The sequence below is a fragment of the Paraburkholderia sp. AV2 genome (genome assembly GCF_054968425.1).
The window spans coordinates 20,720-46,321 of the sequence record NZ_JBANLK010000016.1 but is presented as its reverse complement, the minus strand read 5'-3'; the positions used below and the strand labels follow the sequence as shown (position 1 = coordinate 46,321).

The window sequence follows — 25,602 nt, the reverse complement described above, 5'->3', positions numbered from 1 at the left end:
CTGCCGGGTCCACTACGGGCGCGGCTGCGCGAGCGCGATCGCCCGCGCGGCATGGCGCGGCTCGAAGCCCGCATCGGCGGCGGCCAGCGCTGCCACTCGCGCCAGCACGTCCGCATCGAACGGAACGGCGCGCGGCCCGGCGCGGTCCACGTGCAGCAAAAGCTGCTCGCTCGCGGAAACCGGCTCGCGCCCCTCGTCGGCGTACATCTCCAGATAGACGCGCACGCGCTTCGCGTCGTGCTGCAAGAGCCGCACCTCCACGCGCACCGCGGCGCCCTCCTTGATCTCGTGCAGGTAGTTCAGATGCGCCTCGAGCGTGTACATCGACCGGCCGCGCGCCTCGCGCTGCGCCGCGTCGAGACCGATCGCGTCGAGCAGCGCGTCGGTCGCATAGCTGTAGATCAGCATATAGAACGCGTCGCGCAGATGGCCGTTGTAATCGACCCATTCCGCCCGGACGGTGTCCCGGTACACCACGCTCATCTCGCCGACGCCTCTTTTCACCGCTGTCTGCACCTGAGCCCTCTCCCGCATCGCCATCTCGCCTCCCGCGTCTGCGCTGCAGTGTAACCCCGGCGGCAACGCGACAGCGTGCACACCCCGCGCCGCTGCGGTAAGGTGCGTCCTATGCATGCGGTGTCCTGCGCGCCCCTGCCGCCGGTCCGCCGCCCCGTCCGTCAACCGCCGTGCGATTCGCGAGCGCGGTGCTCCATCGGGATCCTGCCCATGGCCGAGAACGACACGCCCCTTTCGCTGCCGGTCGCTCCGCAGCAGTTCTCGCTCGACGTGATGCTCGAAAAGTACGCCAAGGGCGACGAGCGCAGCGCCGACGACATCTACCGCCGCGTCGCGCGCGGCGTCGCGATGGCCGAGCCGCCCGAACGGCGCGCGGAGATCGAAGCCCGCTTCGTCGACAACCTGCGCCACGGCGCGCTCGGCGCCGGGCGCATCATGAGCGCGGCCGGCAGCGGCATCGAGGCCACGCTCATCAACTGCTTCGTGCAGCCCGTGGGCGACAGCATCCAGGGGGTGGACGAGGAAGGCCGCCCCGGCATCTACGTCGCGCTGCTGCAGGCCGCCGAGACCATGCGCCGCGGCGGCGGCGTGGGCTACAACTTCTCGGCGATCCGGCCGCGCGGCGCGTTCGTGCACTCGACGGGATCGAACGCCTCCGGGCCCTGCAGCTACATCGACGTGTTCGACGCCTCGTGCCGCACCGTGGAGAGCGCGGGTTCGCGGCGCGGCGCGCAGATGGCCGTGCTCGACTGCGATCACCCCGACCTGCCCGAGTTCATCGAGGCCAAACACTCGAAGGGACGCTGGAACAATTTCAATGTCTCGGTGGCGGTGACCGACGCGTTCATGCGCGCCGTCGAGAACGACGCAACCTGGCCGCTCGTGCATCGCGCCGAACCTTCGCCCGCGCAGCGCGCCGCCGGCGACCTGCGCCAGCGCGAAGACGGCATGTGGATCTACGCGGAGCCGCGCGCCCGCGCCCTCTGGGACGCGATCATGCGCTCGACCTACGACATGGCCGAGCCCGGCGTGGTGTTCATCTCGCACATGAACGAGGACAACAATCTGCGCGCCGTGGAAACGATCCGGGCCACGAACCCGTGCGGCGAGCAACCCTTGCCGTCCTATGGCTGCTGCAATCTCGGCCCGCTCAATCTCACGCGCTTCGTCGCCGATCCCTTCGCACAACTGACGGGCGGCACGCCATCGTTCGACTGGGAAGCGCTTACCGAACGCACCGCCACCCAGGTCCGCTTTCTCGACGACGTGCTCGACGTCACGCTCTGGCCGCTGCCCGAACAGCACGCCGAGGCGGCCGCCAAGCGGCGCATCGGCGTGGGCTTCACCGGCCTCGGCGACACGCTCGTGATGCTCGGCATCCGCTACAACACCGAGGCGGGCTGCGCGTTCGGCGCACGCGTTGCGCGCACGATGCGCGACGCGGCCTATCGCGCCTCGGCGGAGCTCGCGCGCGAGCGCGGCGCGTTCCCGCTGTTCGACGCCGGCACGTATCTGGAAGACGGCACGTTCGCCTCGCGCCTGCCCGAGGACATCAAACATGCGGTCCGCACGCACGGCATCCGCAACAGCCATCTGCTCTCCATCGCGCCGACCGGCACGGTGAGCCTCGCCTTCGCCGACAACGCCTCGAACGGCATCGAGCCCGCGTTCTCGTGGACCTATCAACGCACGCGCCGGATGAACGACGGCAGCAACGAAACCTTCACTGTCGAAGACTATGCGTGGCGGCTCTATCGCGCCCTCGGCGGCGACGTGAACGCGCTGCCCGGCTACTTCGTGAGCGCGCTGGAAATGAGCGCGCAGGATCACATCGCGATGATGGAGGCGGTGCAGCCGTTCGTGGATACTTCGATCTCGAAGACCGTCAACGTGCCGGCCGACTACCCGTTCGAGGCCTTCGAGGGCCTTTACCTCGACGCGTGGCGGCGCGGCCTCAAGGGGCTCGCCACCTACCGTCCGAACGAGACGCTCGGCGCAGTGCTGCAAACGCTGCCGGCCGCCGAGGATGCGTTGGGCGACGCCCTGCTCGACCCCTTGCGCGTGGCGATCGACCATCGGCCCAAAGGCGAGCTGCCGGCGGTGATCGAGAAGATCGAATACCTCACGCAGACCGGCAAGGTCTCGCTCTACGTGGCCGTGTCGTTCCTCGAAGTGACGGGTCAGGTCGGCGGCGAGTCCGTGACGATCGAGCGGCCCATCGAATTCTTCATTCCCGTGGGACAGCGCGACGAGTCGCAACAATGGATCACGGCGACCATGCGCTCGCTCTCGCTCGCCGCGCGCGGCGGCTTCGTCGCGCGCAATCTGCAGGACCTGCGCAAGGTGTCGTGGGACCGCGGCCAGGTGCGCTACGGCGAAACGCAGCGGCTCGACGGGCAACGCATACCGCTCTGGCACGACTCGGAAGTCGCGGCGATCGCGTATGCAATCCAGCAGATTTTGCACCGGCGTGGCTTTCTCGATGCCGAAGGCCGCCAGGTGCCGTCGCGACTGCTCGCGCAGCGGCGCCAGGCGCTGCGCGGCGAGTTCGCGGCGCAACGCCTGGCGCCATCGAGCCAAGCCGGCGCCGATGGCACGACGCGTCCCGGCGATCAGGTGGTGGACGGCGCCAATGCACTGCCGCCCGACGCGACGTTCGCCGCGCCGCACGCGATGCTTGGCCGCAAGTGCGGATCGTGCGGCGCCAATGCGGTGATCCGCAAGGACGGCTGCGATTTCTGCACGGCGTGCGGAGAGATCGGATCGTGCGGATAGCCGGGGTTGGCCGGTTCAGGCAGTTGGGGGGAGGTTCGCCATCAGTGCAATCAGCAAGTTCATGGACTTTAAATTTGGAGCACGATTTTCATTAAACCTTTTCGCCAATTCCGCGGGAATTTCCTTGATGTTAGCGGGCATACCGCCTTTCTCCCACTTTTTGCTGGCTTTGTTTTAGAGACTCTCGCTGCTTCCCATCATGCCCAATTAAACCAATCGTAATGTTTCGACAATTCACTTCGCGTCAGCCATAGTGCACCATGATCACCGACCTGCCGGCCGAATCGGGCTGTTGCCGATGCACCGTCAGCAGACGCAGCCGTCATTTCGAAAAGTAACAATGCAAACCACCAATCATCACAATCCGGTCGAATCGGGAAAAGAACACGCACGCGGCATTTTTTTACATACGGGGTGGAGAAGCGCGGGAACGTGGGTATGGTCCCGATTCCGCAAACTGGAGTCGGTCAATGCCCTTTATGAGCCGCTGAGCGCAACGATCGGCGAGCTGGACGCGGCCGCCCTGTCCGACCTGCGTCCGGTCCATAGCTCGGGCCACCCGGCACTGCACGCGCCCTACTTCGAAGAGTATCGGCCCCTCCTGCAAGCACACGCGCGCGGCGTAGCGGGATACCGGAAAGACTTCGGAATCGACCGCTTCGGCGACATACCGGATGACGGGTTTGCGGCCCTGCAATCGTATCTCCGGCATCTTTGCGACAACTCGACAAATTGCGGAAAAATCCCCGTCCTGAAGTTTTGCCGCTCGCAAGGCCGCACCGCGTGGCTAAAGAATGCGTTCCCCGATGTCATACACGCTGGCGTTCTGCGAAATCCTGCCTCGCAGTTCGCGTCGGGCTGGCTACTGAAACAGGAATGGGGAAACCCGTATTTTGTTGCCGCACCGTACCGCGTCCTGGGACTCAACCAGAGCGAGCCGCTGGTCAGGGAAGTGATTGCCACATGCGGGGTCAAGCTGCCGCCTGCCGCGCCTTCCTCGCAAGACGCCTACGCAGCCGCTTGCAACGAGTATGTCCGGACGGTTGAAGGTAGCGACGCCTATACGGCATTCGTTGCCCTATGGATTCTCAACGCCTGGAAAATGCTTGGCCACGTGGACCTGATTGTCGACACGGATCGCCTCGGACAATCTCCCGACTACGCGACGGAGGTAAGCGCGCAATTTCAGGCGCATACCGGCATCTGTCCACACTTCAATGACGCGAGAAACCTTGTCGACGAATCCCGGAGAGGTGTTCGCCGGATGTTGGGAATCGACGGAAGGGTACCGGGGCCCGTGCATTCCCTCGCGCAAAGATTCCTGCTCGCACGCATGACGAAATCCGGAAACCAGCGAACGGATATCGTAGAACTGGTCAGACAGAAGCTTTCCGTTGCTGCCGAAATATCCGGAGCGTGGCGCTACCAGGGATGAGGAAGCGCCGTTCGCAGCGATCGTCTCGACGCCGGGCTCGCCGGGGAAACGTGTTCGCGCGTTTCGCACAACACGGCCACGCCAGCCGCGTAGCGCCGTGGATTTCCTCGATCGCTTCATCTCATCGCACGGTCGAAACCCGCACTGATCGGGTGGCGCGTACTTGCGTCTCGTTCATATAGATGGGGTCAAGGTGACTACACCGCTATCCGTAGAAAATGACGAACTGGACCTTCTGCAACCGGCCATTGCGCCGCCGACGGCCACGCCCGATGCCAATACGCTGATCGTGGTCCTCGGCATGCATCGGGGAGGCACGAGCGTCATCGTCCGTGCCATGGACACCATGGGTGCCGATCTTGGCAATCATCTCGGCACGCCCAAAGCCGGCGAAAACGACAAGGGCTTCTTCGAAGATCTCGACATCGTCGAAATCAACGAGCAGATTCTCGCCGCTGCGCAGTCCACGTGGCATACGCTGACACCCGTGGACTTCGGGAGCATCGACCCCATGAAACTTGCTGTGCTTCGAGCCAGAGCCGCTTCGATCCTGAGAGAAAAATGCCGCGCCAGGACATTCGCGCTCAAGGATCCGCGCCTGCCGCGCCTTCTGCCTTTCTGGCAGCCCGTGTTCGATCAGATCGGTTTGCGCGTCGCCTATGTCATTGCCGTCAGAAATCCCCTCAGTGTCGGGCTATCGCTGCAAAGAAGGAATGGCTTTGCGCTGAAGAGATCGTATTTACTATGGCTGAGCCACATGCTTTCCGCACTGGAGTCCACTCGCGGCAAGTCGCGCGTGATCGTCGAATACGACAGCCTGCTGGATGCCCCGCTCGACGAGTTGAAGAGGATTGCAAAACATCTTGGATTCGCGCTCGACAATGAACGCACACGGACATTCGAACGCGAGTTTCTCGACCGGACACTTCAACACTGGCGATTCGGAACGCAGGAACTCGAACACAGGCAAGCGATACCGCACGAGGTGCGCGAGCTTTTCGCCGCGCTGGTCGCGGTCAGTCGCGCTGACGAAGAGCCGTACCGGGCCGATCTCGAGGTGGCGATTCTCGACGCCCAGTGCCATCTCGACGAGTTGACACTGGCGCAACCCCAGGAAAAGTCGGATAGCAAGATGATGTCGTTGCTGAGACAAATCACGGCGCCGCTGCGCGCGATGCGGTGCCGGACGTTGCCCTGATGGGCACGCGAAGTCGCTAGCCAACACCGAGCGGTCCCCGGGCCACTGGCCGCGCGGGCGTTGCCTGTTCCCCGTTGACGGTGACGGGTTCGCCAAGCGCAACGGCGTATTCCCAGGGATTGTGTGCGCTGAATACACGCATCTCGGGATGCGTGGCTGTCAGCGCGCGAAGCCGCGCCTGATTGCGCAGGCGTTCGCGCCGCACGGTCTGGACGGCCGCCTGAAACAGGCCCACCTGCCATGCACATTGCCGTCGAATGCCATGAACTTCGCGTGGGTCGAAATAGGCATCCCCCGCGTGCAGCATCCATCCCTGCGCATCCTGCACGGCCACGCCGCAATGTCCCAGCGTATGCCCGAACAACGGAACGAGCAGGATTTCGGGCGGCAGACCGCGCAGTGCACGGATGGCCTCGAAGCCCATCCACGGCTCGCCCTCCTCGCTGTACGTTTCATAGCGCGGCTGGTGCGCCCACATGGCGGGCAGATAGCGATGCTTGTCCTTGAAAGAGCGGCGCGCGGTGCAGGCTTCCAGCTCCCGGTCATGCAGATGGACGCTCGCGTGCGGGAAGTCCGCCAGCCCTCCCACGTGATCGAGGTCCATGTGCGTCATCACGATATGGCGCACGTCGCCCGGATCGAAACCAAGCGCGCGAATCTGGGCCACGGCCGAAAGCGACGGATCGCGGCGGGGATTCGCATAGAGATGCGTGAAGGCGAAGCCTAGGCGCTTCACCGGGTCAACAAGATCCTGGATACCCAGTCCGGTGTCCACCAGGACGAGGCCGCTGGATGGCGTCTCGATAAGCAGGCAGTGGCAGGCCAGTTGTCGCCCATGAATGCGCAGACGCTGGATGCAGGCGCAGTTGAGGTGATGGACCTTGAGGGTGCTCGGGCTGGCCATGGACTGCCCCAAAAAAGGAATAAATATTCCCTTATGTTACGACGCGCCCCTGAAAAATCAAGGAATATTTATTCCCTTTCCCTGCTACACTGGCGTCATGCCGAAAATTTCCGACGCCCACCGGGATATGCGCCGTGCGCAGATTCTCGACGCCGCCTGGCGCTGCTTCTATCGGGAAGGCGTCCAGGCCACGACCATGGAACAGATCATCAAGGAAGCGGGCCTGTCCGCCAGCGCGATGTATCGGTACTTTGGCGGCAAGGACGACATCATCTTCAGCGCAATCTCCAGTTCGCTCACCGCGGTAGGCAAGCTGCTGGAGCCGATCGTCGCGCAGGGTCTGGCGCCCGCAGCCCTTGTGGAGCGCGTGACGAGCGACATCGAAGCGTTTAGTCAACGCGAGGACTACAACCTCGCCGCCATTGCCATGCACGGCTGGAGCGAGGCGCAACGCGACGAAAAGGTGCGCGAGCTCATTCGCGGCTTTTATATGGGCTTTCGCGAACAGCTCGTCGCGCAGGTGCTGAGGTGGCGGGAGGAAGGAGAGGTGACGCCGCACACGGATGCGACCGAGGTGGCCAAGGCGCTGCAGTCGATCATCCTCGGCTACGTCGTGCAGATGTCCATCATGCGGGACGTCGATCCAGCCGGACACGCGCGTGGTCTGGCTGCGTTTTTCGGGGCGCGTGCGGGTAATCCGGTATAAGTGAAGCGGCACGGCGTTCAGAGAGGCTGAACCTCTCCCGTCACTTTAATCGTGCGCTCTTCCAGCAGATAAGCCAGCGTCGCCGATAGCTGCCACTGTTGTGACGACGAGATCGAACAAGGCCTGATTGCTGGGGGACAGTGAACGGCACTTGTTCCAGACCATATGCAGCGGCCGCTCGATACGCAGATCCTCGACATCGACGATTTTCAGCTCTCCACGCCGAAGTTCGTCCTTCACACTGAGCACGGACACGTAGGCCAACGCACGCTGGGAAAGCAGCATGCGCTTGATGGCCTCAGTATCGCTAATAGACATCAGCGGCATAATAGCCAGACCGGCCCGTGAATAGGCCTCCTCAACAATTGCGCGAGTACCGGAGCCCGGCTCGCGCATAATGACCACCTGATCGGTCAAATCGCCGGCGCGCAGGCGGGTTTCCGCGCGAGGATGGCCTGCCGCAGCGACGACCGCAATTTCATCGGAGCCAATGCGGCGCGCATGTAGGACCGTGTCGTCAAACGGGCCTTCGACGAATCCCAACGTGAATGTCAAGTCGCGCAGGCCTGTCTCGACCCGCTCGGTATTGGTGACGGTCAAGTCTATCGCGACGCGCGGATGGCGAGCATTGAATTGCGCGATCATTTCAGGCACGAAGTACACGCCGAGCGTGGCGCTCGCGCCAATTTTCATATGACCGGCGCCGAGCCCCGTCAGCTCCTTCAACTGGTTCTCCGCGCCGTCCGCGAGCGTGAAGATACGGTCCGCATAGTCGAACAGTATCTTCCCCGCCTCGGTCGGGGCTACGCCGCGCGGCAGGCGGTCGAACAGGATCACGCCCAGCCGGTCTTCCAGTTCGCGGATCTCGCGCGTCACGGCTGGCTGGCTTACGTGCAGCCGCTCGGCACCCGCACTGACGCTGCCGGCACGCGCCACTTCATAAAAGGCGAGGAGATGGGTGAAGTTGATCACGTCGGTGACTCGAAAAAAAAGTGGCGCTCAGGCGGCCGTTTTGCCGCGCATGTGCGGGATGCCCGTCACCCAGCCCCAGCGGGCGAAAATCGCCGCGCCTTCGCGCGACTTCAGGAAATCGACGAATTGCTGAGATGCGGAATTGTCGGTTCCGCGCTTCGTTACCGCAATACCTGCATCGCGATAGACGGCGTAGCGCGGCTCGATGGGTACCGTGTCGGCGAGAGCGGGATTCGCCACTTGCCAGATGTTCCAGATGAGCCAGACGTCGATATCCGGTTGTGCGATCCATGCCTGGCGCGCGATGGCGCTGTTGCCTGCGTAGCTGACGATGTTGTGCCGCAGCGCCTCGACCGTGCGGATGTCGCCGAGGCGGCCTGCCACGTCTTCCCAGACGCCGTTCTGCCCAGCGCCGTTGACGACAAGTACCTTTACGCCAGGCTTGAGCACGTCGGCCAGTCCCCGGATGTGATGCGGATTGCCGGGGCGAACGAGGATCGCCATCGGGCGCAGATAGAGCGGTGTGGGCGCCGCGGGTGTTAGCTGGTCGCCCATGGCGACGACGAAGTCGGACATCATCGTTTCAGAGCCGCTGTAGACGAGGTCGGCGTCGGCACGGGCCTGGTCGATCCAGGCGGGCGTGGGGCCGGCTGTAACTTCGACATGGGTGCCGGTCTCCTTTTCGAACGCGGCGGCAGCTTCCTTCATCGCGGGTGCCGGCCCGCCCGGGCCATAGACATGCAGTGTGGACTGAGCAGCGGCATAGCCGCAGGCGAGCGACAGACAGAGCGCAGCGGCGGCGCGAATTGCGAGCTTCATGACGGGTTTCCGTGAGGACTGTTATGAATTGGCGTACAAGCCGGCAAACACTGCTGCGCAGCGCTTATTCCGGAGCGATGGGAATATTTTTCTGGTTGTATCGATGTGCGTTCCGGGTCAGTGAACGACCCACGTGTCGTGGTAATCAACAGACGATAGACGAAGCATTGACTCGTATTGCCGTAGCTCTGCTGCACGAGAACGGCTTCCTGGCGTCCGTGTGGAGAATGGGTGCGCCCGCGGCATCGCAACGTGTGTCGTTCAGTCTTGTAGCACCGACGCATTTGGCTGCGCCAGACGCCAGGCGGCCGCTATCTGCAGCGGAAAGCCCATTGCCAGCATGACGAAGCCCGCCCAATGCTGGTCGGCCAGCGGCGAGATATTCCATTGGCAAACGACGTCCACGTAGGGCATGTAGAGAATGTCGGCCGAGAGCATCCAGACAGTAGCAACCGCCATCATCGGCAACGAACCGACGAGCCCATACAGGCCCGATTGCCAGTCGTATCGCAACGTGCGCAAGCTGCGTGACAACTGAGCCCAGAACAGCAGACCTGAGAGAAGCTCAAGCAGGCCAAGCGGCGCGCTGAATAGTGCATTTGCCAACGCAGGTTCAAATAGGCCTGGAAGGCTCACCATCACGGAAAATGTCGCGAACACCGTCATGGCTACCCAGGGATCCAGCAGCCAGCCGGCCAGACTGCGAGCCGGCTTCGGTGCGGCTACGCCTCGCCAGCGCGTCCATTCGGCAGCGGGAACCGACATCAGCAACAACGGGGGCACCCACTGATTGAGCACCATCAGCGCCGCGCTGTAGCTGGCCATCGACGCCAGGGGATTGCGCAGGCCGAGTACGGAGCCGGCCATGCAAACGGCTGCAGCGAGACCGGCAAGCCCGTGGCGCCAGTGCCACCCTCTGCGGGTGACGCCATAGATGCTCATCACGGGAATCGTTCCGCTTATGCACAGCCACGCCGCCAGCGCGGCGGCATTCCAGTCCGCCCTCACGATGCCCGTCCATCAGACTCGTGCAATATGCGCAGAACATCACGCGCCATGGCACGAGAGTCGGCGAGCTGCGCATACCCGTAACGAACCCGGATTCGTCCTTCCGGGTCGACCAAAGTGACGACGGAAGTATGGTCGATGAAGCGGCCGTTCCCGGCATATCGCCAATGGATCCCCCAGGCGCGGGCCGCCTCGGCGACCTGCTGCTGCGTACCCGTCAGACCCAGCGGTGTCGGCGCAAACGCAGCGAGATACCCGTGCAGCAATGCAGGCGTGTCTCGCCGGGGATCGAGAGAAACGAAGAGCACCTGCACGCGCGCCGCCTCCGCGCCGAGCTGGTCGAAGACCGGATGCAGCGCGGCCAGCGTCGTCGGACAGACGTCTGGGCAATGCGTGTACCCGAAATAGACAAGCACCGCGCGCCCCCGTAGCGATGCCAGCGTGAACGCGCGGCCGTCATCGTCCAGCAGGGCGAGCGGCGGAGCCTGCCGTGCGACGAGGGGCGTCCCCTCGAATGCCGCCTGCCTGCCCAGCACAGCGTAGCCCCAAAGCATCGCCAGCATGCCCACGAGCACCATGGCTGCTTTCAAGGCCGACCGCCATGTCGAGCGCCGGAGGGTTAGCAAGCGGGTCATCGTGATCTGGCGGTCCAGTTACCAGAGCACCCAGCCGGGCGCGTGAACCACGTGCCCCAGCAACGACCAGAAGATCGGCAAATAGGCAGCCAGCATGACCACGAAGGCAAACAAGGACCACCAGCCAACCGGTTCAAGCGCGCGAGCAGTCGGCGAATCGTGCTCATGTTCCGGGGGAGTTGCCGTTCCGGCCGCATCGAGCGCATAGCTCTCCCGCCTGCCGAACGCCTGGGCAAAAGGAATTGGAGCCCGCGCTTCCCGCCGTGCTCCGGCAAGAAGCGAGCCGAAGAACACGACGTAAAAGCATGCGATGGCCACCCAGAGGATAATGCCGCCGAACGCCACCAGTGCGAGCGGGACATGTGCGGCACCATAGAGCGCATCATATGCGGAAGACGGCAGCTCCGAAACCCATGCCCGGCGCGGCACTCCGTAAAGACCGGCCCACAGCATGCCGAGCGAGAATGTCAGGATTCCTGCAAACCAGGCCCAGACAGCAACGAGCGCGAGGCGTCGACTGATCAGTTCTCGTCCGGTCAGATGCGGCACCATCCAGAATGCAATCGACATGAACGTCATCGCGCTAACGCTGCCGACGGTCAGATGGAAGTGACCCGGCAAAAATGTGGTGTTATGCACCACATTGTCGAGTTGCCAGCTACCGTTCACGATGCCGCTCGCGCCGCCAAGAATAAACGTCAAGGCAGCCAGTACCTGGCCCGCTACACCCGGATCGCGCCATGGAAGTGCCTTGAACCACCCGAACACGCCCTGCCCGCCCCGCAGCCGTCCCGCGTATTCAAGTGACAGGCCGATGGTGAAAGCCGTAATCAAACTTGGCAGTGCGACGGACATCGTCAACACAGTCAGAATTCCGCGCCAGACGTTTGAGAATCCCGGATCCTGGAACTGATGATGGCTACCCACAGGAAGCGAGAATACCAGCAGCAGAATGAAGGTCAGCCGCGCCATCGGGTCGGATACCAGCTTGCCCCCGGCCTGCTTCGGCAGCAGGCCGTACCAGGACACGTAGGCCGGCATAAGCCAGAAATACACGACCGGATGGCCTGTGAGCCAGAAGAGCGTGCGGCTGATCAGCGGATCGACGGTATCGATCATGCCAAGCGCCCACGGGTCGAGTTGCAGTACCAGTTCCAGCACGATGCCAATCGCCGAAAGCGCCCACATCCACATCGTAATCAAACTCATGTAGGTGACAAGCGGCGTAATCTGCCCGGGATTGTGCCGCTTCCAGCGCTTTCGCATGCCATGCACCACAGGAAGCGGGAACACGCTGCCGAGACCCAGCAGGGTCATGCCGAGATAGAACCAGGGACTCCCCTTCAGCGGTGGATAGAACGTCCAGAGAACGCTGGAGGAATTGTCGAACATGGCCACGAGCAGCATGACCACACCCGCCGCCATGCAGCCGAAGCCGGCGCGCCACACGAGCAGGTTCGGCGTCAGCCCGAGCTCCTGCGAAGGCAGGTAGACAAGCAGTCCGCACGTGACGAAGAAGGTGAACACATAGCCGTTGAGGACGCCGTGCAGGGTCAATCCCTGGTAGTAAGTCTGCAGCAGGGGCCGCAGGAACGGATACGCGTTGATGCCGCCGTAGTTGAGCGCCTGAAGCGGGCCAATCGTTGCGCCAATCATCAGGGCAGAGAAGCCGGTCACGAGAAACGCCAGCATCGTGCGTTGCGCCGGCGTCATTCGCGGTACCGATGTGGCCGACGTGCCCGATGTCGGCGAAGAGGGGAAGACGGCGCTCATGATTTCTCTTTCGGATCGACGACGATGCGGCCAATCATCGAATGATGTTCGATTCCGCAATATTCGTTGCAAATGACGTAGTACGTTCCGGCTCGCTCGAATTTATATTCCACCCTACTCACCGCCCCGGGCATCGCAGTGACGTTGATAGTCGTGCCCTGCACCTCGAAGCCATGCAGTACGTCCGTACTCGTGACATAGAAGGTCACCTGCGCACCCTCTTTTATGTGTATTACGCCGGGCGACCAGGCCCATGCATGGCCGACCATGTAAACGGAGTATTGGTTTGCACCGGTCTGAACGACCTTGCCTTCACGAAAAGCAGGATCGTTCATGACCGCGTCAGGCTGACGGAAGAACGCGGTTCCTCGCGTAATGACGCCGTAGTCGAATACCACGTAGAACATGGTCCCGACCAGCAGCAAGGCAAGCATGACGAGCACGACGAAAACCCATGCACGCTCATGCCGCTCCGCGGCCCGGTGAAAAGCATCTTCATACGCCGCTTGCGATGAAATGGAATCCAAGAGTCCCTCTCCTTAGCTTCTCGATATAAACACCAGCGATACCAGCAGCCAGACACCCAGCACCGTCGCAAGCAGAAAGCCGCCTACCACCCAGGTGCCCACCGGCTTGACCGGTTCATGGGTTCGCGGCCTGGTCGTGTTGCGCTCACTCATGATCGACCTCCGTTTGCGGTCCCGCGACCACGGGAGTGGAAGCCGGCGGCACCGTACCCGATGGCGGCGTATGGGCGGGGTCGCCCAGCAGGACGCCGTTCACCGTCGTCCCGTACATCGACGATTTCGAGTTGTGGTACTTCTTGCGCGTCTCTCCAACGTCTCCCGTAAAGCGGGGATCCTGAGGCCGAACCTGGCTGTCGATGTAGGTAGCCACGTCCCACGCCTGCTGAACGGTCAGCGTGCCGCCGAGGTCCAGCGGCATGTTTGCCTTGATGAACCCGGCGGCATTGCCGATGCCCGCCATTCCGGCGCCCCAGTTATACGACTGCGCACCCCAGAGAGGCGGAAACGTTAGGTGTCCGTCTGAATATTTTCCCTCTCCGTTGGCTCCATGGCACATGGCACAGCTTTGCGCATAGATACCCATGCCGCGTTGATAGTCCGCCGGCTTGTCCGGCTTCGGGAGCTTGGGAAAGCCACGCCCTTGAATCGGCACGCCAGTCGGCGCGCCCTTCGCGAGAAAATAAGCATAGGTTTCGAGTGCAACAAGCGTGGGATCGCCAAGCGGCGGCGCCTTGCCGTTCATGCTGTACCGAAAGCACCCCTGCAGCCGCTCAGCGAAGGTATTCACATGACCGTTCTTGCTCCGGTAGGCCGGATACGAAATGTAGGCTGCCCACATCGGCGCCGAATTGGCCAGCCGCCCGCCCGCAAGATGACAGTTGACGCAACTGAGTTTGTTGCCGACGAACGCTGGTGCGTACTTCCCGGTATCGTGAAAGATCCTCTCGCCCTGCCGGACCATGTCACCGAATTGGTCTTTCGGGATGGCGGAGTCCGGCGGGGGTTGGAAGGCCGCGGCCTGCGCGGCACCTCCGGCCATGACCGAATGTCGAAGAGCGCACACGCCTGCCCAGATCGCGCCGGCGACGATTATCAGGGCAGCGGCGGCCACGCTCACGCGCTTTATCATTGTCCGTCTCCATTCGAACCGGCATTGGAAGTGGCGGGAAGCGTGGCGACGTACGATGCGACTGCCTCTATATCCCGATCGCTCAAATGCGCGGCCTCGGCTCGCATGAATTTCCCGGTAGCGCCGCGCAGTACTCCTGATCGCCATTGCTTGAGCTGGCGCACGACATATCCCGGCGATTGCCCCGCGAGCGACGGCGAAAAGCCATCGACGCCCTGCGCGCCAATACCATGGCACTGCACGCAGGCTGGCGTATGGAATGTGCTGAGTCCATGCTCGTAGAGATCCTTGCCGTGCGCCAGCAACTCAGCCGACGGCGCAGGTGATGCGGCGTCCAACGTCTGGGGAGCCTGAGACGCGAAGTAGCGTGCCACCGCCTCCCTTTGAGCAGCGTCGAGCCGCTTTGCGTAGGGTGCCATGATGACGCTGTCGCGCTCGCCGTCAGCGAAATAAGCTAGCTGCCGCACCAGATAATCGGCCGGCAAACCAGCCAGTCTGGGAATACCCAATGCCGGTTGACCCGCGCCATTCGCTGCATGGCAGGCAGCGCAACTCGCATGTCCGTGCCCATCGCCCATCACTGCAATACGCTGCCCCGACTGCGCGACGTCCTCGCCGGCGTCCACGCGTTGAATGCAAAAAGAGAAACCGAGCAGTACCGCGATCCACGCGGTCCGGATATTGATCACCGCAGATCTTCGTCCACCAGGTAAGCGTTTTCGAACGTTGTACGGCGTGCGCTCTTTCATTGCGTTGGATGTAGTGGAATTTGATATCGACCGATTTTTATTCATCGTCATTCGCCGATGTGCCTGGAGAGTACGTGAATATTCCTTCACAGGCGGCCCGCAAATGGCCGGCTTCAACGCTCGAGCAGGGCGAATTTATGGGCAATGTTCTTGAATTCTTCAGCCTCAGGTAACGGCGCCCTGGTCCTGGTGATACTGGGCCACTCCTTTGCCAATTCGGCATTAAGGGAGGTGAACTGCTTCTGATCGGCAGGCACATCCTCTTCCGGATAGATGGCGTTCACCGGGCACTCGGCCACGCACACTGCGCAGTCAATGCACTCGTCCGGATCGATTGCGAGGAAGTTTGGCCCCTCGCGAAAACAATCCACCGGGCAGACGTCGACGCAATCGGTATAGCGGCATTTGATGCAGCTCTCGGTCACAACATGAGTCATTCGAGCAACTCCTGCTCGCGGATATCGCGGAAAAAGTACAAAAAAATCCGGCCGACCAACAATCGTGCGCGGATGCATCGGAGATTCAAGCGATGCGCCACGACGCATTCGATTCACTTGCTGGAGGGGTGGCACTCAGCGCCAGGCGTTGTTGCAAAAGCCAGAATGGAACTCTGCCGGACGTCTACCTCGCAACCATCAAAGCAGTGGAAACGGACCGAAGCGGGAAGAGGAGTTCAGTGATGCATTTCCCTTGCATTTTCCCGCTAAAGCGGCCGTCCCTGGCTACCGGCGTGAAGTCTAAAGTAATGACCTCGTCGCCGAAAATACAATATTGGCATCTCCGCCATCACTTCAAAGCATACCGTCCGCCCCCTCCATGGAATGTTCAACGCCGGGCCGAGGCCATCCAGGGGACGCCTCAATCGGACAGCACGGAGCCGCCAAAGACGCCCGATAAACGGTCACCTGTTTGGCGCCCTGGACGAGGCGATCGCGTCTGACGGGAAAGTGCATCCATACAAAGATGCGCTTTATTCGCCCTCGTTCACGGCTGCCATAACCGCTTGACATAGCTCGCATCGAAAGTTTGTATTTTTCGCTTCGCCTCCGCCCGATTAATCTTTGCATACCGACTCGCGATTGATGGCAGCAAGTCTCCCTCAATGGCGAACATGGGAAAAGCAGATATCGGTGGTGGCTTTACTGTTGGTTCGCTCTACGTCAGTACCAGCCGACAGGGTTATTAATTTTTTCCGTTAAATCACGAATACCAGTTTCCCGATGAGAAATGACAGGCCTTTGTTTGCAATGTTCCATTGAGTAGCAATTCTCAGACAATCCGCCAAATTCTTTATCGGGTAGTACATCGCTTCGCTATATCCACTTGAAGGAGCACATCATGAAAGCACTTGCAACTCTCACGATCGCAATCAGCGCCCTCTCCGTTTCGGCAATGGCGTTTGCCCAAAGCACTGCGCCGGTCACGCGCGCCGAGGTACGTGCGGAACTGGTTCAACTGGAAAAGGCCGGCTACAACCCGAACAGTAATGGCGATAACTATCCGGAAGACATTCAGGCCGCGGAAGCGAAGATTGCCGCCGAGCAGGCAAACAGCGCGGTTGGCGGCTCGGCAATGTCGGGCACGTCGGAAGCCGGGGGGCCGGCTGCAGCAACCAGCCATTAGCCGTCTGCATGCGTCGGCAGGAGAAAGTCGTGCGCACCCTGTTTCAGAACCTGATCGCGCACGGCTCATCCAAACGGCGCCGCCTACGTTCCACCCTAAGTACCGGCCCGCTCGTGGGCATCGTCGCTGGCGATGCCCCCATCTGCCGACCGCCCCTGACGAAGACAAGGTGACGTGATGAAACCGCCATCGGTACTCCTTGCCCTTCACATGGCGTTGACGTCGGTGTCAATCTCCCTCTCCGACGTCCTTCTGCGCACCGACAACAGCATCGCCGGCGCACTACTGCTCATTGTCGGGACATTGGCGCTCCAACTAGCTCGCCGACTTGTTCCGAAAGCAAGCGTCGAAATACTCTCGTCAAGGGTGCTGGCCCGGCCTGGCCGTGGTTCAAATTGCAGGCGTTCTACACGGCCCAGGAACACGGCGTCGAGCTGAACTGCAAGAGGCACCTTGCGCAGCCGCACCAACGGTGCTGCGCCAAGGTGAGCACGGACATGCGAACTAGCACAAAAAATCTGGCCGATCTCCGGACGCTCTCTCAAGAGCCATAGTACAACGCGTTCAGGCGCGCAAGCGTACCGTCGCGCTCTGCCTGCACGAGCTGGTTATAGACATCCTGGCGCGTGAGTTCATGCTGCGCCGGGGAGGTACCCACCGGCGCAGTTTGCTGCGGCGAATCGACGTGCGACTGGGCAACGGCGGGCATACCGGCTTCGCTACCGTTTCCAGTCGCATGGGCGGCGACACTTCCGCACGCCAGGGTAAGCGCGATAGCAGCGGGGACGATTGATTGGAGGAGATTGGACATGGTCGTTCCTTGCGTGAGGGTCAAGTGAATTGCGATATGTCATCGCAAATCCAGTGTATGGAACGCGTGTTCGCACGAAAAATACCATGAACGTATCGGCGCCATCACTTCAAGGCATAGCGTGAGTGCTGTCGTGCTTCCTATATCAAGGACGCATCGGGGCGATCATAAATATGTATTTTTCGTATCTCTCATGACTTCATAAACTGACTCCATCCAGTCACACAACGATGGGGAAACGACATGAAGCAACCCTGCTTATCGCCGCGCACTGTGAACCGCCAGGGTCCGCAATGGCTGGAGAAGATTCGCCAATTCACGCCGAACTGGTTCGCTGTCACGATGGGTACTGGCGTGGTGTACCTTGTCCTCAATGCGTTACCCGGCGCGTCCCCCGCCAAGACGGCGGCGGCCGAATTGCTCTGGCAGATAGACATCGGCCTGTATGCACTCTTCTTCGCGATGTTCGTCGGCCGCCTTGTGCTGTTCAGCGAGACGATCCAGCCGCTGCTGCACCACCCGCTGCAATCGATGTTTCTCGGCGCCATACCGATGGGCCTCGCGCCAATCGTGAACGGCGTCGTGATCTTCGCCGGCGCGCGCTATGGCAATGAAGCCTATTCCCTCGCACTGTATTTGTGGGGTATCGATGCCGCGATATCGCTCGCCGTCGCCATCGGTGTCCCGTATCTGATTTTCACGAGGCAGCAGCACAGCGTCGAGCGCCTGACCGCCGCCTTGCTGCTGCCAGTCGTCGCGCCTGAGGTGGCTGCGGCAAGTGCTGCTCTGCTTGCTCCCCATCTCCCTGCCCAGACGGCCCAGTTCGTGGTCGGTGCCGGGTATGTGCTGTGGGCCATCTCCGTGCCGCTCGCGTTCTCCATCCTGACTATCGTGCTGCTCCGTCTTGTCATTCACAAACTGCCGCATCGCGAACTGGGCGTCACCAGTTGGCTCACGCTCGGCCCGATAGGCACTGGCGCGCTGGGGCTCATCACTCTCGGCGACGCAGCGGTGAAGGCTTTCGCCGGCACCGCGCTCCAGCCCGTGGCGACGGTCGCACAGGCGTTCGGTGTGCTCGGTGCGCTGTTGCTGTGGGGTGCCGGGCTCTGGTGGCTCGCCTGTGCCGTACTCTTCATGTGGCGCTATCGCCGCGAGGGGTTGCCCTTCAATCTCGGCTGGTGGGGCTTCACCTTTCCGATCGGCGTCTACACGCTCGCCACGTTCAACCTTGCGCGAGTCACCCATTTTCACGGCTTCGTTCAATTCGGCCTGTTGCTCGCTGTGGTGCTCGATCTGCTCTGGGTCGCCGTGCTCACCCGCACGATTCGTGGCCTGATGTTCGAGCGGCTCTTCCATGCGCCGTGCCTCGCCACGGGCCGCCCGTAATCCGGATCGCCGACCCTGAACATCGCTTTTGAAAAAAAACCCGACGGATTGGAGGAGACTAATCCGTCGGGGTAAAGGGCGCCTGGAGCAATGGCGCCCTGGGTCCTACCACTCACTCAACTGAAATCGACCAACGCAGGTATCGGGCCAGAATCCGGGTGGCGGAGAATAGTCATCTCCGGTCAGAGGACGGCTCCTGTGCAACGACTGCCATCGCCCGCTTTTAATGAACTCCACTCCCGCCGATGATGGTCTGTCGCGATGACGTCCACGCATGGCAGGCGAACCGTAATAAAAATGCCAAGGTTGACGCAGATATCAAAAAGGCATCGCGCGAATATCATGAAGATATTTTTCCGTTCCTCCATTGGCCGATATGCTGTCCTCACTATCAGCCAAAGCAGATAAGGGTGTTGCTTGAATCGGCTGCCCCTTTTCAACCTGCGTACCTCGAGTAACGGACAGCGCGATGCACTCCACCGTCTTTCAACGTACCGTCAGTGCGATGGCCACGGAGATGGCTCACATGGCGAGAGGCAATTCACCCTGCCTTGCGCGGACCGGCATCGACTCAGCCCGCGAGGCTCAGAAGCGATGACGCAGACCCGCCGCCACTACAACCTGCTCGTTACCCGACGCCGGCGTCAGACTGAAAACGCCCGCATCAAACGCGGGATTGTTGCCTCCGCCGCTAACACGCTGATAGACACCTTCGAGGTAGAGGTCGGTACGCTTCGACAACTGGTAGTCGGCTTGCCCCATCACCTGGTTCCACTTTGGCTTAAGCGTTCCAGAGGCAGCATCGAATTGGCCCATCGTATACGTATAGGACGCGCCGATGCTGAACTCCGGCGAGAGGAAATATCGACCGTTGACTTCAAAGTTATCGAATTTGATATTGCTGCCCGTAAGCGAAGCAATGCTGCCGCCCTGCCAGATGCCAGTCACGTCGTTGGTCGACGAGTGGGTCCATACAACCCCCACCTGCGAGTTGCCGAACATGTACTTCGCACCGACACCGTAAATCTGCTGACGTCCGCCAGTCGTCAGCACGTTGGTGTCGGCAGTACTCGTCGCGCCTGCCGCGTTGGCATTTTCCGCCCCGGCAGCCCGATCGATCTGAAGGAACGCGGCACCCACGCTAAACGTGCCATAAGCGTAGCTCGTGCCGATGCTGTAGGCGCGGTTATTCGCGAACGCACCCGCGTCGTTCGAGAAGCCGTACATCGCACCGACGCGCAGACCATTGAACGCCACGCTGCTGAATTTGATCGAGTTATTAAGCCTCAGATCATTCGCGAGGTTGTCGTTGTCATAGGGATGGTCGGCGAAGTTACCACCAAATCCAGCGCCAACGGCCGAAAGCGGCGCAAGGTAATCCACGAGGAAGTCGTACTGGCGGCCAAGCGTCAGCGCGCCATATTGCCTGTCGGTAAGCCCAACATAAGCCTGGCGTCCGAACAGATCGCCACCATTGTTGAACTTACCGGTGGACGCGTTAAAGCCGTTCTCGAGCCAGAAAACGGCACCGAGTCCGCCGCCAAGGTCCTCGGTACCGCGCAGGCCCCAACGCGTGGTCGACACGCTACCGCTATTGAGGAGCCAGCTACTGGCTCCACCGCTGCTTGCACCGCCCGTTCGCTGACTATTTACGTAGACCACGCCTTCATCAACGATACCAAAAAGCGTGACGCTGCTTTGGGCATGAGCCGCACAGGTGAAAGACAGCGCCGACACCGCCGCCAGATACCGTAATTTCATGTTTGATTCTCCACTAACGACTTGATTGGGGCTTACCGAATTGAATGCCGGAACCACAAGGCTGCGCGAGTATAGGTCCGTATTCCGGTCTAACGAGTGGAGGACAACAGAAAAGCTAGGTTGCATCAGGCGGAAGCGTCTTTCACAAAAAATTAGCAGTACAAAAAAAATGGATGGATCATGCCAAACCGCATCAGACAAGGGTATTTCTCGTGTGGAATTTTCTGTATCTTCGAAGTTTCTTCTCGCGGAAGAGCGCAGGGACACTCAATTCTCTTACTCGATCAACAAGGTTGTGTCGTCGTTACAACGCTTTGTTGGCCGCGACGCAATTCCGCTCGATATCCCTGCGATGCAGGAGTGGGTATCGCCGGGGGGAACTCATCCAGTTCGAACTGTTGTCTTTGGCTACCCGGCGCTAACCATGTTAACAGCGTTCCGTATTCACCGAATAGCGAGTTAAGAGCCGCGCCAGCATGCCGGCTGCGATAAACCCAAAGATATGCATTTCGTGGGAGCAACCTACGATGGACCACATACAATCGATCAGGGCGTTCGTTACCGTCGTCCGCCTCGGGAGTTTCACGAAGGCCGCCCGACAATTGAGCATCTCTCTCGCGTCTTTATCTCGCGCCGTGGGTAATCTCGAGTCCCATACACAAACCCGACTTGTCAGTCGCTCATCCCGATTCGTCTCGCTGGCGCCGGGTGCCCACGAGTATTTCAATACGTGTGTCGACGTGCTCGATCGCCTCTACGAGGGCGAACAGCGCCTTCTGGGCGATCGGGCTGCATCGCGCGGCGTACTCCGCATCGCCGCTCATCCGATCGCAATCGAAGTGGGACTACCGCAGATCGTCCGTGAATATCAGCGCGGTGCGCCGGAGGTCGAAGTCGTACTGAATATGCGTACGAGCCCTCTGCGTCTGGAGCAGGACCACTATGACGTAGCCCTATATCCTCCCGATCTCATTCTGGATGCAGACGCGGTTTGCCGCCGTGTTCTCAATTCGCCTATCTTGCTTGTGGCGAACCATGCTTATTTGAGCAGTTTCAAACTCGATCGTGCGCAGCCTGACCTGAATGGTCACATTATTCTTTCCTGCCAAAACGACACAAAGAATGAAAGGGCGTTGCGCCTCGAAAACGCCGGAAAAATTACGACGTTATCCCGTGGGAGCGTTCGAATGGATGTCGGAGAATCCACTGCGGTTCGGTTAGCACTGTCGGGTTTCGGCATGGCCTTACTGCCCGAATTTCTGGCTGCGCCGTATCTGGCCAATGGAAAACTACGACTTGCCTTTCCGGACCATAAGCTGATCGACGAGATGGCCGCCCTTGGTGTCGCCTACCTGCGTCAAGGTACCATTGCGCATCGCGTACGCAGCTTTGTGAACGCATGCACGCGCTCCTTTGGTCTCGACAGTGCCGCGGATGTTCAGCAACGTCCTGGGATAGCCGCTTAGCTGCCGGCAAAGACCAGGTCCCGGCAAGCAACGACAGCAACTCTCGCCTCCAGCGCCATCGAGGAAGTGGAGCAATTCACGCGACGCGATACGCAAAGCGTGACGCGTTCACCAGTAAGCTTCGACGCAGATGAAAATTTCGGCTTATGAGCGGGATTGATTTCAATTCATGCTGAAATGCGCCTTACCTTGATAAGCCCCTGGTTTTACTGCCGTCCCATTTCACCTTATGGGCAAACGCACAGCCGGCACGGCGGGCACCTGCGCACCCAGATATGTCGCAAACCCCTCCGCGAGCCGGCCAGCCCCGCCGGCCCGCACGAGCCTGAGCACCTGCGACTCGTAAGGATTGCTCGATATTGGCCGGAACACCGCGCGCTCGCTGCCCGCGCGCCCGAGCGCAGCCGGCACGAGCGCGACGCCCATGCCGAACTCCACCATCGTCACCACGGTCTGCCACAGCCGCGCCTCGTGCCGGATCTGCGGACTGAAGCCCGCCTCCACGCAGGTCGCGATGATCTGATCGTGATAATGCGGCGAAACCGAACGCGGAAACAGGATGAACGGCTCGCGCGCGAGCGCGCCAAGCTCGATGCGCCGTTTGCGCGCGAACGCGTGATCCACGGGCAGGCAGCACAAAAAGGGCTCGGAAAACAGCACCTCGGACTGCACCTCGGCCGGAAAGCGTCCCCAGTGCGCAAAGCCGAGATCGATCTGCATGCGTTGCAGCGCCTGCACCTGCTCGGTCGTATTCATCTCCCGCAGCACGACCTCCACCGCCGGATGATCGGCCTCGAAACGCCGCACCGCTTCGGGCAGCCCACGGTAGAGCATCGAGTTGACGAAGCCGATGCGCAGCCGCCCCGCGAGCCCATGCGCCGAGCGCGCCGCGACGCGCCTGACCTCATCGGCCTGTTCGAGCAGCCGCCGCGCCTCTTCCAGCAGCACGTGGCCCGCGTTCGTCAGCGACACCGCCTTGTTGGTGCGCTCGAGCAGTTGCACGCCCAACTGCTCCTCGAACTTGCGGATGTCGAAACTCAGCGCGGGCTGCGAAATAAAGAGCCGCCGCGCGGCCCGGCCAAAGTGCAGTTCCTCCGCCACGGCCACGAAGTAGCGCAGTTGCTTGAGTTCCATGACGGGGTCTCCACAGGTTTTTTCGATAGATTCTGTTTATCGTACAGGACATCGTTTGTATTGGACTGTGATCGTTACCGCACCTAAGCTTGCCCGAATCGTGTCGCGGTCTATTAGTTAGCGAGACAACGGGCTAATACTTCCCGAGACAACTGCGATTCGTCGCCCGCATCGCCTTCTGCCACAACGTGTCTCCCTAACTAATCGACTGCCGCCGAACCCGCTTTTTTTGCCCCTCCCTCCGGCAAATCCGCACCCTCGATCTCGTCAGACCTGAAGCCTGCCGCTGCGCCTTACGCAAAGCGAACGCTATCCCGCGAGCCTTCACAAGCCCATCACCTCGGTCACCAGTCGCGCGAACCTACACGGCGCACCCTCCCTTACATACCAATCGCTGCTCCCTTGCGCCCAGCGCCTCCCAAGCGCAGCAGCGTCACGAAACCCTATCGATCGGGAGACACCGTCATGGAACTCAAGCAACTGCGCTATTTCGTGGCCGTGGCGGAGGAACTGCATTTCGGCCGGGCCGCGCGTCGGCTCTTCATTTCGCAGCCCGCGCTGAGCTTCGACATCCGCAAGTTCGAGGAGCAACTGGGCATGCAGTTGCTGGAGCGCTCCGACAAGGCCGTGCGAGTGGAGTTGCCCCTGTAATCCCGGACACAGCGTCACACTAAAGTATCCATCGAGTGCCAGAACTCGCGAGGCGAGCGGTATTTCAGCGCGCTATGGGGATGCTTCTCGTTGTAATGTATATGAACGCCTCCCTTTGCGAGAGGCTTCGGTCGGCATTCCAGAACAAGACGGGCTGCAGCTGTATATCCGGCCTATTTGCAGCTCGGACTACCGCTGCTGGCCACTATGAAATCCGCTGACTCGCACCTCATTGCTCAAACGAGCTCGAAGCTCTCACTACAACACAGGTTCAGCGAGCCCCGGTCCTACCTGTTCTGTCATTCCAGATGAAGCGCCTGCGCAACCGCTTGATGGTTCACGTACGACACGATGATGTTGATACGAACTTCCTGATTCCACGGCCCACCGGCAAACGTGCTCAGACTGGCCGAACGCTCGCGTAACCCTTTTCATACGGGCGTCCGTGTGCAAGGACTGCCCAGATGATCCGTGCGAGCTTGTTCGCCAAGGCGATCACTACCACGTTTGCCGGCCTTCGTTTTTTCAGTTGCTCGACCCAGAGGCCCGGGTCCTTGGCATTTGCCAGTACGCAGCGCGCACCGTGAGTCAGGAGTGTGCGTAAATAGGTGTCGCCCCTCTTGCTGATTCCAAACAGACTTACCTTTCCGCCCGAACCGTGCTGCCGCGGAACGAGCCCTAAAAACGCTGCAAATTCTCGCCCAGATCTGAACGATTTGGGATCGGCCATTGTGGCCACTGCCGCCGTTGCGGTGAGCAGACCAACGCCAGGAATTTCGGCTATGGCCGAACAACTTCTGTCCTGCTTCAGCCAGACGCGAAGCCGTTGCTCGATCCTCGCGATTTGCTCATCCATTCTTGCAACTTCGTTCCACCTGTCACGCAGCGTGTCGATCAGCATCGCCGGCAGACGTTCCGAGAGTCGGTGCAAAGTGCCTGGCATTTCTCGTTCCAGGACCGCGCGGCTTCTCCCCATTACCTCGCCGTATTCAGTCATCAAACCGCGCAGCGCGTTTATCTGCATCGTGCGCATCTTCACCAGTTGCTCTCGCATCCTGTGCATGGCGAGCACTGCCTGCTGAGCTTCGGTTTTCACTGAAACGCACTTGCCAGGCTGTTGGACAGCCAGCCAGATTGCTCGTGCTTCCGCCGCATCGCTCTTGTTGCCAATGTTGAATGCCCTGACGAATCTCGACGAGAGCAGCCTCACTTGATGCCCTAGCTTTGTCAGTTCACGCGCCCAATGCTGCGCGCCACCACAAGCCTCCATTCCAATAAGGCAAGGGGCCCGATTTGCGAAGTAGTGCAGAAAGCTGGCGCGCTTGATCGCCTTATTTGTGATCTGACCGTGTCCGTGTCTACATGGTGAACCTGAAACACCGACTTCGCGATATCAATTCCAACAGGAGTGAGCAGCATATCGATCTCCGATCTGTACCAAGACTCCTTGGCCATCCGACTATAGTCCGACTGCCGAGGTGTCGGCGTAGGTGGGAGGCGTTCATATCATTGCTCGAAACCTCTAGTCGAGGCTGGCGACGAACGGAGATGCTTCCCAGTCAATCACGTGGGTCAAATTAGATGAAAATTACAGCCCCAGGTGGCTACCGTGAGCGCACTCCGT

Annotated in this window: 22 protein-coding genes and 2 pseudogenes; 8 read left to right on the top strand and 16 right to left on the bottom strand. The window is 60.9% G+C overall.

All coding sequences use genetic code 11. The features are described from left to right. Window positions 1–12: 12 nt before the first annotated feature. Window positions 13–516, bottom strand: a complete 504-nt coding sequence (locus tag V8683_RS13795) for a thioesterase family protein (RefSeq protein WP_411192515.1) — start codon at window positions 514–516, stop codon at window positions 13–15. 210 nt (window positions 517–726) lie between these two features. Here V8683_RS13795 and V8683_RS13790 point away from each other — a divergent pair, with 210 nt between their 5' ends. The 3 genes from V8683_RS13790 (at window position 727) to V8683_RS13780 (ending at window position 5,924) form a co-directional block, all read left to right on the top strand. Then, on the top strand, window positions 727–3,291 hold the full coding sequence (locus V8683_RS13790; protein WP_411191379.1) for an adenosylcobalamin-dependent ribonucleoside-diphosphate reductase: 2,565 nt from the start codon (window positions 727–729) through the stop codon (window positions 3,289–3,291). A gap of 340 nt (window positions 3,292–3,631) precedes the next feature. Beyond that, on the top strand, window positions 3,632–4,726 hold the full coding sequence (locus tag V8683_RS13785; RefSeq protein ID WP_411191381.1) for a hypothetical protein: 1,095 nt from the start codon (window positions 3,632–3,634) through the stop codon (window positions 4,724–4,726). A 193-nt stretch (window positions 4,727–4,919) separates the two neighbouring features. After that, window positions 4,920–5,924 (top strand): sulfotransferase family protein, encoded by a 1,005-nt coding sequence (locus V8683_RS13780; protein WP_411191382.1) that lies wholly within the window; start codon window positions 4,920–4,922, stop codon window positions 5,922–5,924. Window positions 5,925–5,940: 16 nt separating this feature from the next. Here the strand turns inward: V8683_RS13780 and V8683_RS13775 are convergent, their stop codons facing one another. Beyond that, window positions 5,941–6,828 carry an MBL fold metallo-hydrolase gene (locus V8683_RS13775; protein ID WP_411191384.1) on the bottom strand — a complete coding sequence of 296 codons (888 nt, stop codon included), beginning with the start codon at window positions 6,826–6,828 and terminating at the stop codon, window positions 5,941–5,943. On the opposite strand from V8683_RS13775, the gene V8683_RS13770 reads away from it, so the two are divergent. Next, a complete protein-coding gene (locus V8683_RS13770) occupies window positions 6,827–7,534 on the top strand; it encodes a TetR/AcrR family transcriptional regulator (RefSeq protein ID WP_411191386.1) in 708 nt (235 codons plus the stop codon). The two genes, V8683_RS13775 and V8683_RS13770, sit on opposite strands and share 2 nt — an antisense overlap. Window positions 7,535–7,579: 45 nt before the next feature. Here the strand turns inward: V8683_RS13770 and V8683_RS13765 are convergent, their stop codons facing one another. From V8683_RS13765 to fdxA, 10 genes are all read right to left on the bottom strand, one after another. Further along, window positions 7,580–8,506 (bottom strand): LysR family transcriptional regulator, encoded by a 927-nt coding sequence (locus tag V8683_RS13765; RefSeq protein ID WP_411191387.1) that lies wholly within the window; start codon window positions 8,504–8,506, stop codon window positions 7,580–7,582. Window positions 8,507–8,533: 27 nt separating this feature from the next. After that, window positions 8,534–9,325: a substrate-binding domain-containing protein gene (locus V8683_RS13760; RefSeq protein ID WP_411191388.1), complete on the bottom strand. Its 792-nt coding sequence runs from the start codon at window positions 9,323–9,325 to the stop codon at window positions 8,534–8,536. 261 nt (window positions 9,326–9,586) lie between these two features. Then, window positions 9,587–10,267 carry a cytochrome c oxidase assembly protein gene (locus tag V8683_RS13755; RefSeq protein ID WP_411191389.1) on the bottom strand — a complete coding sequence of 227 codons (681 nt, stop codon included), beginning with the start codon at window positions 10,265–10,267 and terminating at the stop codon, window positions 9,587–9,589. 62 nt (window positions 10,268–10,329) lie between these two features. Then, a complete protein-coding gene (locus tag V8683_RS13750; RefSeq protein ID WP_411191391.1) occupies window positions 10,330–10,923 on the bottom strand; it encodes an SCO family protein in 594 nt (197 codons plus the stop codon). Between the two features lie 63 nt (window positions 10,924–10,986). After that, window positions 10,987–12,741, bottom strand: coding sequence for a cbb3-type cytochrome c oxidase subunit I (locus tag V8683_RS13745; protein ID WP_411191392.1), 1,755 nt, complete (start codon window positions 12,739–12,741; stop codon window positions 10,987–10,989). Beyond that, window positions 12,738–13,268 (bottom strand): cytochrome c oxidase subunit II, encoded by a 531-nt coding sequence (locus tag V8683_RS13740; protein ID WP_411191393.1) that lies wholly within the window; start codon window positions 13,266–13,268, stop codon window positions 12,738–12,740. The genes V8683_RS13745 and V8683_RS13740 overlap by 4 nt, the downstream gene beginning before the upstream one ends. A gap of 12 nt (window positions 13,269–13,280) precedes the next feature. Further along, window positions 13,281–13,421, bottom strand: coding sequence for a hypothetical protein (locus tag V8683_RS13735; protein WP_411191395.1), 141 nt, complete (start codon window positions 13,419–13,421; stop codon window positions 13,281–13,283). Next, window positions 13,414–14,397: a c-type cytochrome gene (locus V8683_RS13730; RefSeq protein WP_411191396.1), complete on the bottom strand. Its 984-nt coding sequence runs from the start codon at window positions 14,395–14,397 to the stop codon at window positions 13,414–13,416. Before V8683_RS13730 ends, V8683_RS13735 begins: the two co-directional genes overlap by 8 nt. After that, the gene (locus tag V8683_RS13725) at window positions 14,394–15,197 is read right to left on the bottom strand and encodes a c-type cytochrome (RefSeq protein ID WP_411191397.1); all 804 of its coding nucleotides are present in this window, start codon (window positions 15,195–15,197) and stop codon (window positions 14,394–14,396) included. The genes V8683_RS13730 and V8683_RS13725 overlap by 4 nt, the downstream gene beginning before the upstream one ends. A gap of 62 nt (window positions 15,198–15,259) precedes the next feature. Further along, window positions 15,260–15,583 (bottom strand): ferredoxin FdxA, encoded by a 324-nt coding sequence (gene fdxA / locus V8683_RS13720; protein WP_411191398.1) that lies wholly within the window; start codon window positions 15,581–15,583, stop codon window positions 15,260–15,262. 901 nt (window positions 15,584–16,484) lie between these two features. Here fdxA and V8683_RS13715 point away from each other — a divergent pair. Then, complete coding sequence (locus V8683_RS13715; protein ID WP_411191399.1) at window positions 16,485–16,769, top strand: DUF4148 domain-containing protein; 285 nt, start codon at window positions 16,485–16,487, stop codon at window positions 16,767–16,769. Window positions 16,770–17,310: 541 nt separating this feature from the next. Here the strand turns inward: V8683_RS13715 and V8683_RS13710 are convergent. Further along, a complete protein-coding gene (locus tag V8683_RS13710; protein WP_411191400.1) occupies window positions 17,311–17,580 on the bottom strand; it encodes a DUF4148 domain-containing protein in 270 nt (89 codons plus the stop codon). 243 nt (window positions 17,581–17,823) lie between these two features. On the opposite strand from V8683_RS13710, the gene V8683_RS13705 reads away from it, so the two are divergent. After that, on the top strand, window positions 17,824–18,966 hold the full coding sequence (locus tag V8683_RS13705) for a TDT family transporter (RefSeq protein WP_411191402.1): 1,143 nt from the start codon (window positions 17,824–17,826) through the stop codon (window positions 18,964–18,966). A gap of 585 nt (window positions 18,967–19,551) precedes the next feature. On the opposite strand, the gene V8683_RS13700 is transcribed toward V8683_RS13705, so the two are convergent. Further along, window positions 19,552–20,727: a porin gene (locus V8683_RS13700; RefSeq protein ID WP_411191403.1), complete on the bottom strand. Its 1,176-nt coding sequence runs from the start codon at window positions 20,725–20,727 to the stop codon at window positions 19,552–19,554. A gap of 527 nt (window positions 20,728–21,254) precedes the next feature. On the opposite strand from V8683_RS13700, the gene V8683_RS13695 reads away from it, so the two are divergent. Beyond that, on the top strand, window positions 21,255–22,193 hold the full coding sequence (locus V8683_RS13695; protein ID WP_411191404.1) for a LysR family transcriptional regulator: 939 nt from the start codon (window positions 21,255–21,257) through the stop codon (window positions 22,191–22,193). A 222-nt stretch (window positions 22,194–22,415) separates the two neighbouring features. Here V8683_RS13695 and V8683_RS13690 read toward each other — a convergent pair whose 3' ends face one another. Continuing rightward, window positions 22,416–23,327: a LysR family transcriptional regulator gene (locus V8683_RS13690; RefSeq protein WP_411191405.1), complete on the bottom strand. Its 912-nt coding sequence runs from the start codon at window positions 23,325–23,327 to the stop codon at window positions 22,416–22,418. Between the two features lie 465 nt (window positions 23,328–23,792). On the opposite strand from V8683_RS13690, the pseudogene V8683_RS13685 reads away from it, so the two are divergent. After that, a pseudogene (locus V8683_RS13685) lies at window positions 23,793–23,957 on the top strand (LysR family transcriptional regulator); the annotation flags it as partial. A gap of 421 nt (window positions 23,958–24,378) precedes the next feature. On the opposite strand, the pseudogene V8683_RS13680 reads toward V8683_RS13685, so the two are convergent. After that, window positions 24,379–25,397, bottom strand: a pseudogene (locus V8683_RS13680) (IS110 family RNA-guided transposase). Between the last annotated feature and the right edge of the window lie 205 nt (window positions 25,398–25,602).

Excerpts from the sequence above, each read along its gene's own strand:
- V8683_RS13790 (WP_411191379.1), top strand. The coding sequence starts at position 727 with ATGGCCGAGAACGACACGCCCCTTTCGCTGCCGGTCGCTCCGCAGCAG.
- V8683_RS13715 (WP_411191399.1), top strand. The coding sequence starts at position 16,485 with ATGAAAGCACTTGCAACTCTCACGATCGCAATCAGCGCCCTCTCCGTT.
- V8683_RS13690 (WP_411191405.1), bottom strand. The coding sequence starts at position 23,327 with ATGGAACTCAAGCAACTGCGCTACTTCGTGGCCGTGGCGGAGGAACTG.
- V8683_RS13735 (WP_411191395.1), bottom strand. The coding sequence starts at position 13,421 with ATGAGTGAGCGCAACACGACCAGGCCGCGAACCCATGAACCGGTCAAG.
- V8683_RS13770 (WP_411191386.1), top strand. The coding sequence starts at position 6,827 with ATGGACTGCCCCAAAAAAGGAATAAATATTCCCTTATGTTACGACGCG.
- V8683_RS13775 (WP_411191384.1), bottom strand. The coding sequence starts at position 6,828 with ATGGCCAGCCCGAGCACCCTCAAGGTCCATCACCTCAACTGCGCCTGC.
- V8683_RS13725 (WP_411191397.1), bottom strand. The coding sequence starts at position 15,197 with ATGACGATGAATAAAAATCGGTCGATATCAAATTCCACTACATCCAAC.
- V8683_RS13785 (WP_411191381.1), top strand. The coding sequence starts at position 3,632 with ATGCAAACCACCAATCATCACAATCCGGTCGAATCGGGAAAAGAACAC.
- V8683_RS13705 (WP_411191402.1), top strand. The coding sequence starts at position 17,824 with ATGAAGCAACCCTGCTTATCGCCGCGCACTGTGAACCGCCAGGGTCCG.
- V8683_RS13695 (WP_411191404.1), top strand. The coding sequence starts at position 21,255 with ATGGACCACATACAATCGATCAGGGCGTTCGTTACCGTCGTCCGCCTC.
- V8683_RS13710 (WP_411191400.1), bottom strand. The coding sequence starts at position 17,580 with ATGTCCAATCTCCTCCAATCAATCGTCCCCGCTGCTATCGCGCTTACC.
- V8683_RS13760 (WP_411191388.1), bottom strand. The coding sequence starts at position 9,325 with ATGAAGCTCGCAATTCGCGCCGCCGCTGCGCTCTGTCTGTCGCTCGCC.
- V8683_RS13745 (WP_411191392.1), bottom strand. The coding sequence starts at position 12,741 with ATGAGCGCCGTCTTCCCCTCTTCGCCGACATCGGGCACGTCGGCCACA.
- V8683_RS13730 (WP_411191396.1), bottom strand. The coding sequence starts at position 14,397 with ATGATAAAGCGCGTGAGCGTGGCCGCCGCTGCCCTGATAATCGTCGCC.
- fdxA (WP_411191398.1), bottom strand. The coding sequence starts at position 15,583 with ATGACTCATGTTGTGACCGAGAGCTGCATCAAATGCCGCTATACCGAT.
- V8683_RS13700 (WP_411191403.1), bottom strand. The coding sequence starts at position 20,727 with ATGAAATTACGGTATCTGGCGGCGGTGTCGGCGCTGTCTTTCACCTGT.
- V8683_RS13755 (WP_411191389.1), bottom strand. The coding sequence starts at position 10,267 with ATGAGCATCTATGGCGTCACCCGCAGAGGGTGGCACTGGCGCCACGGG.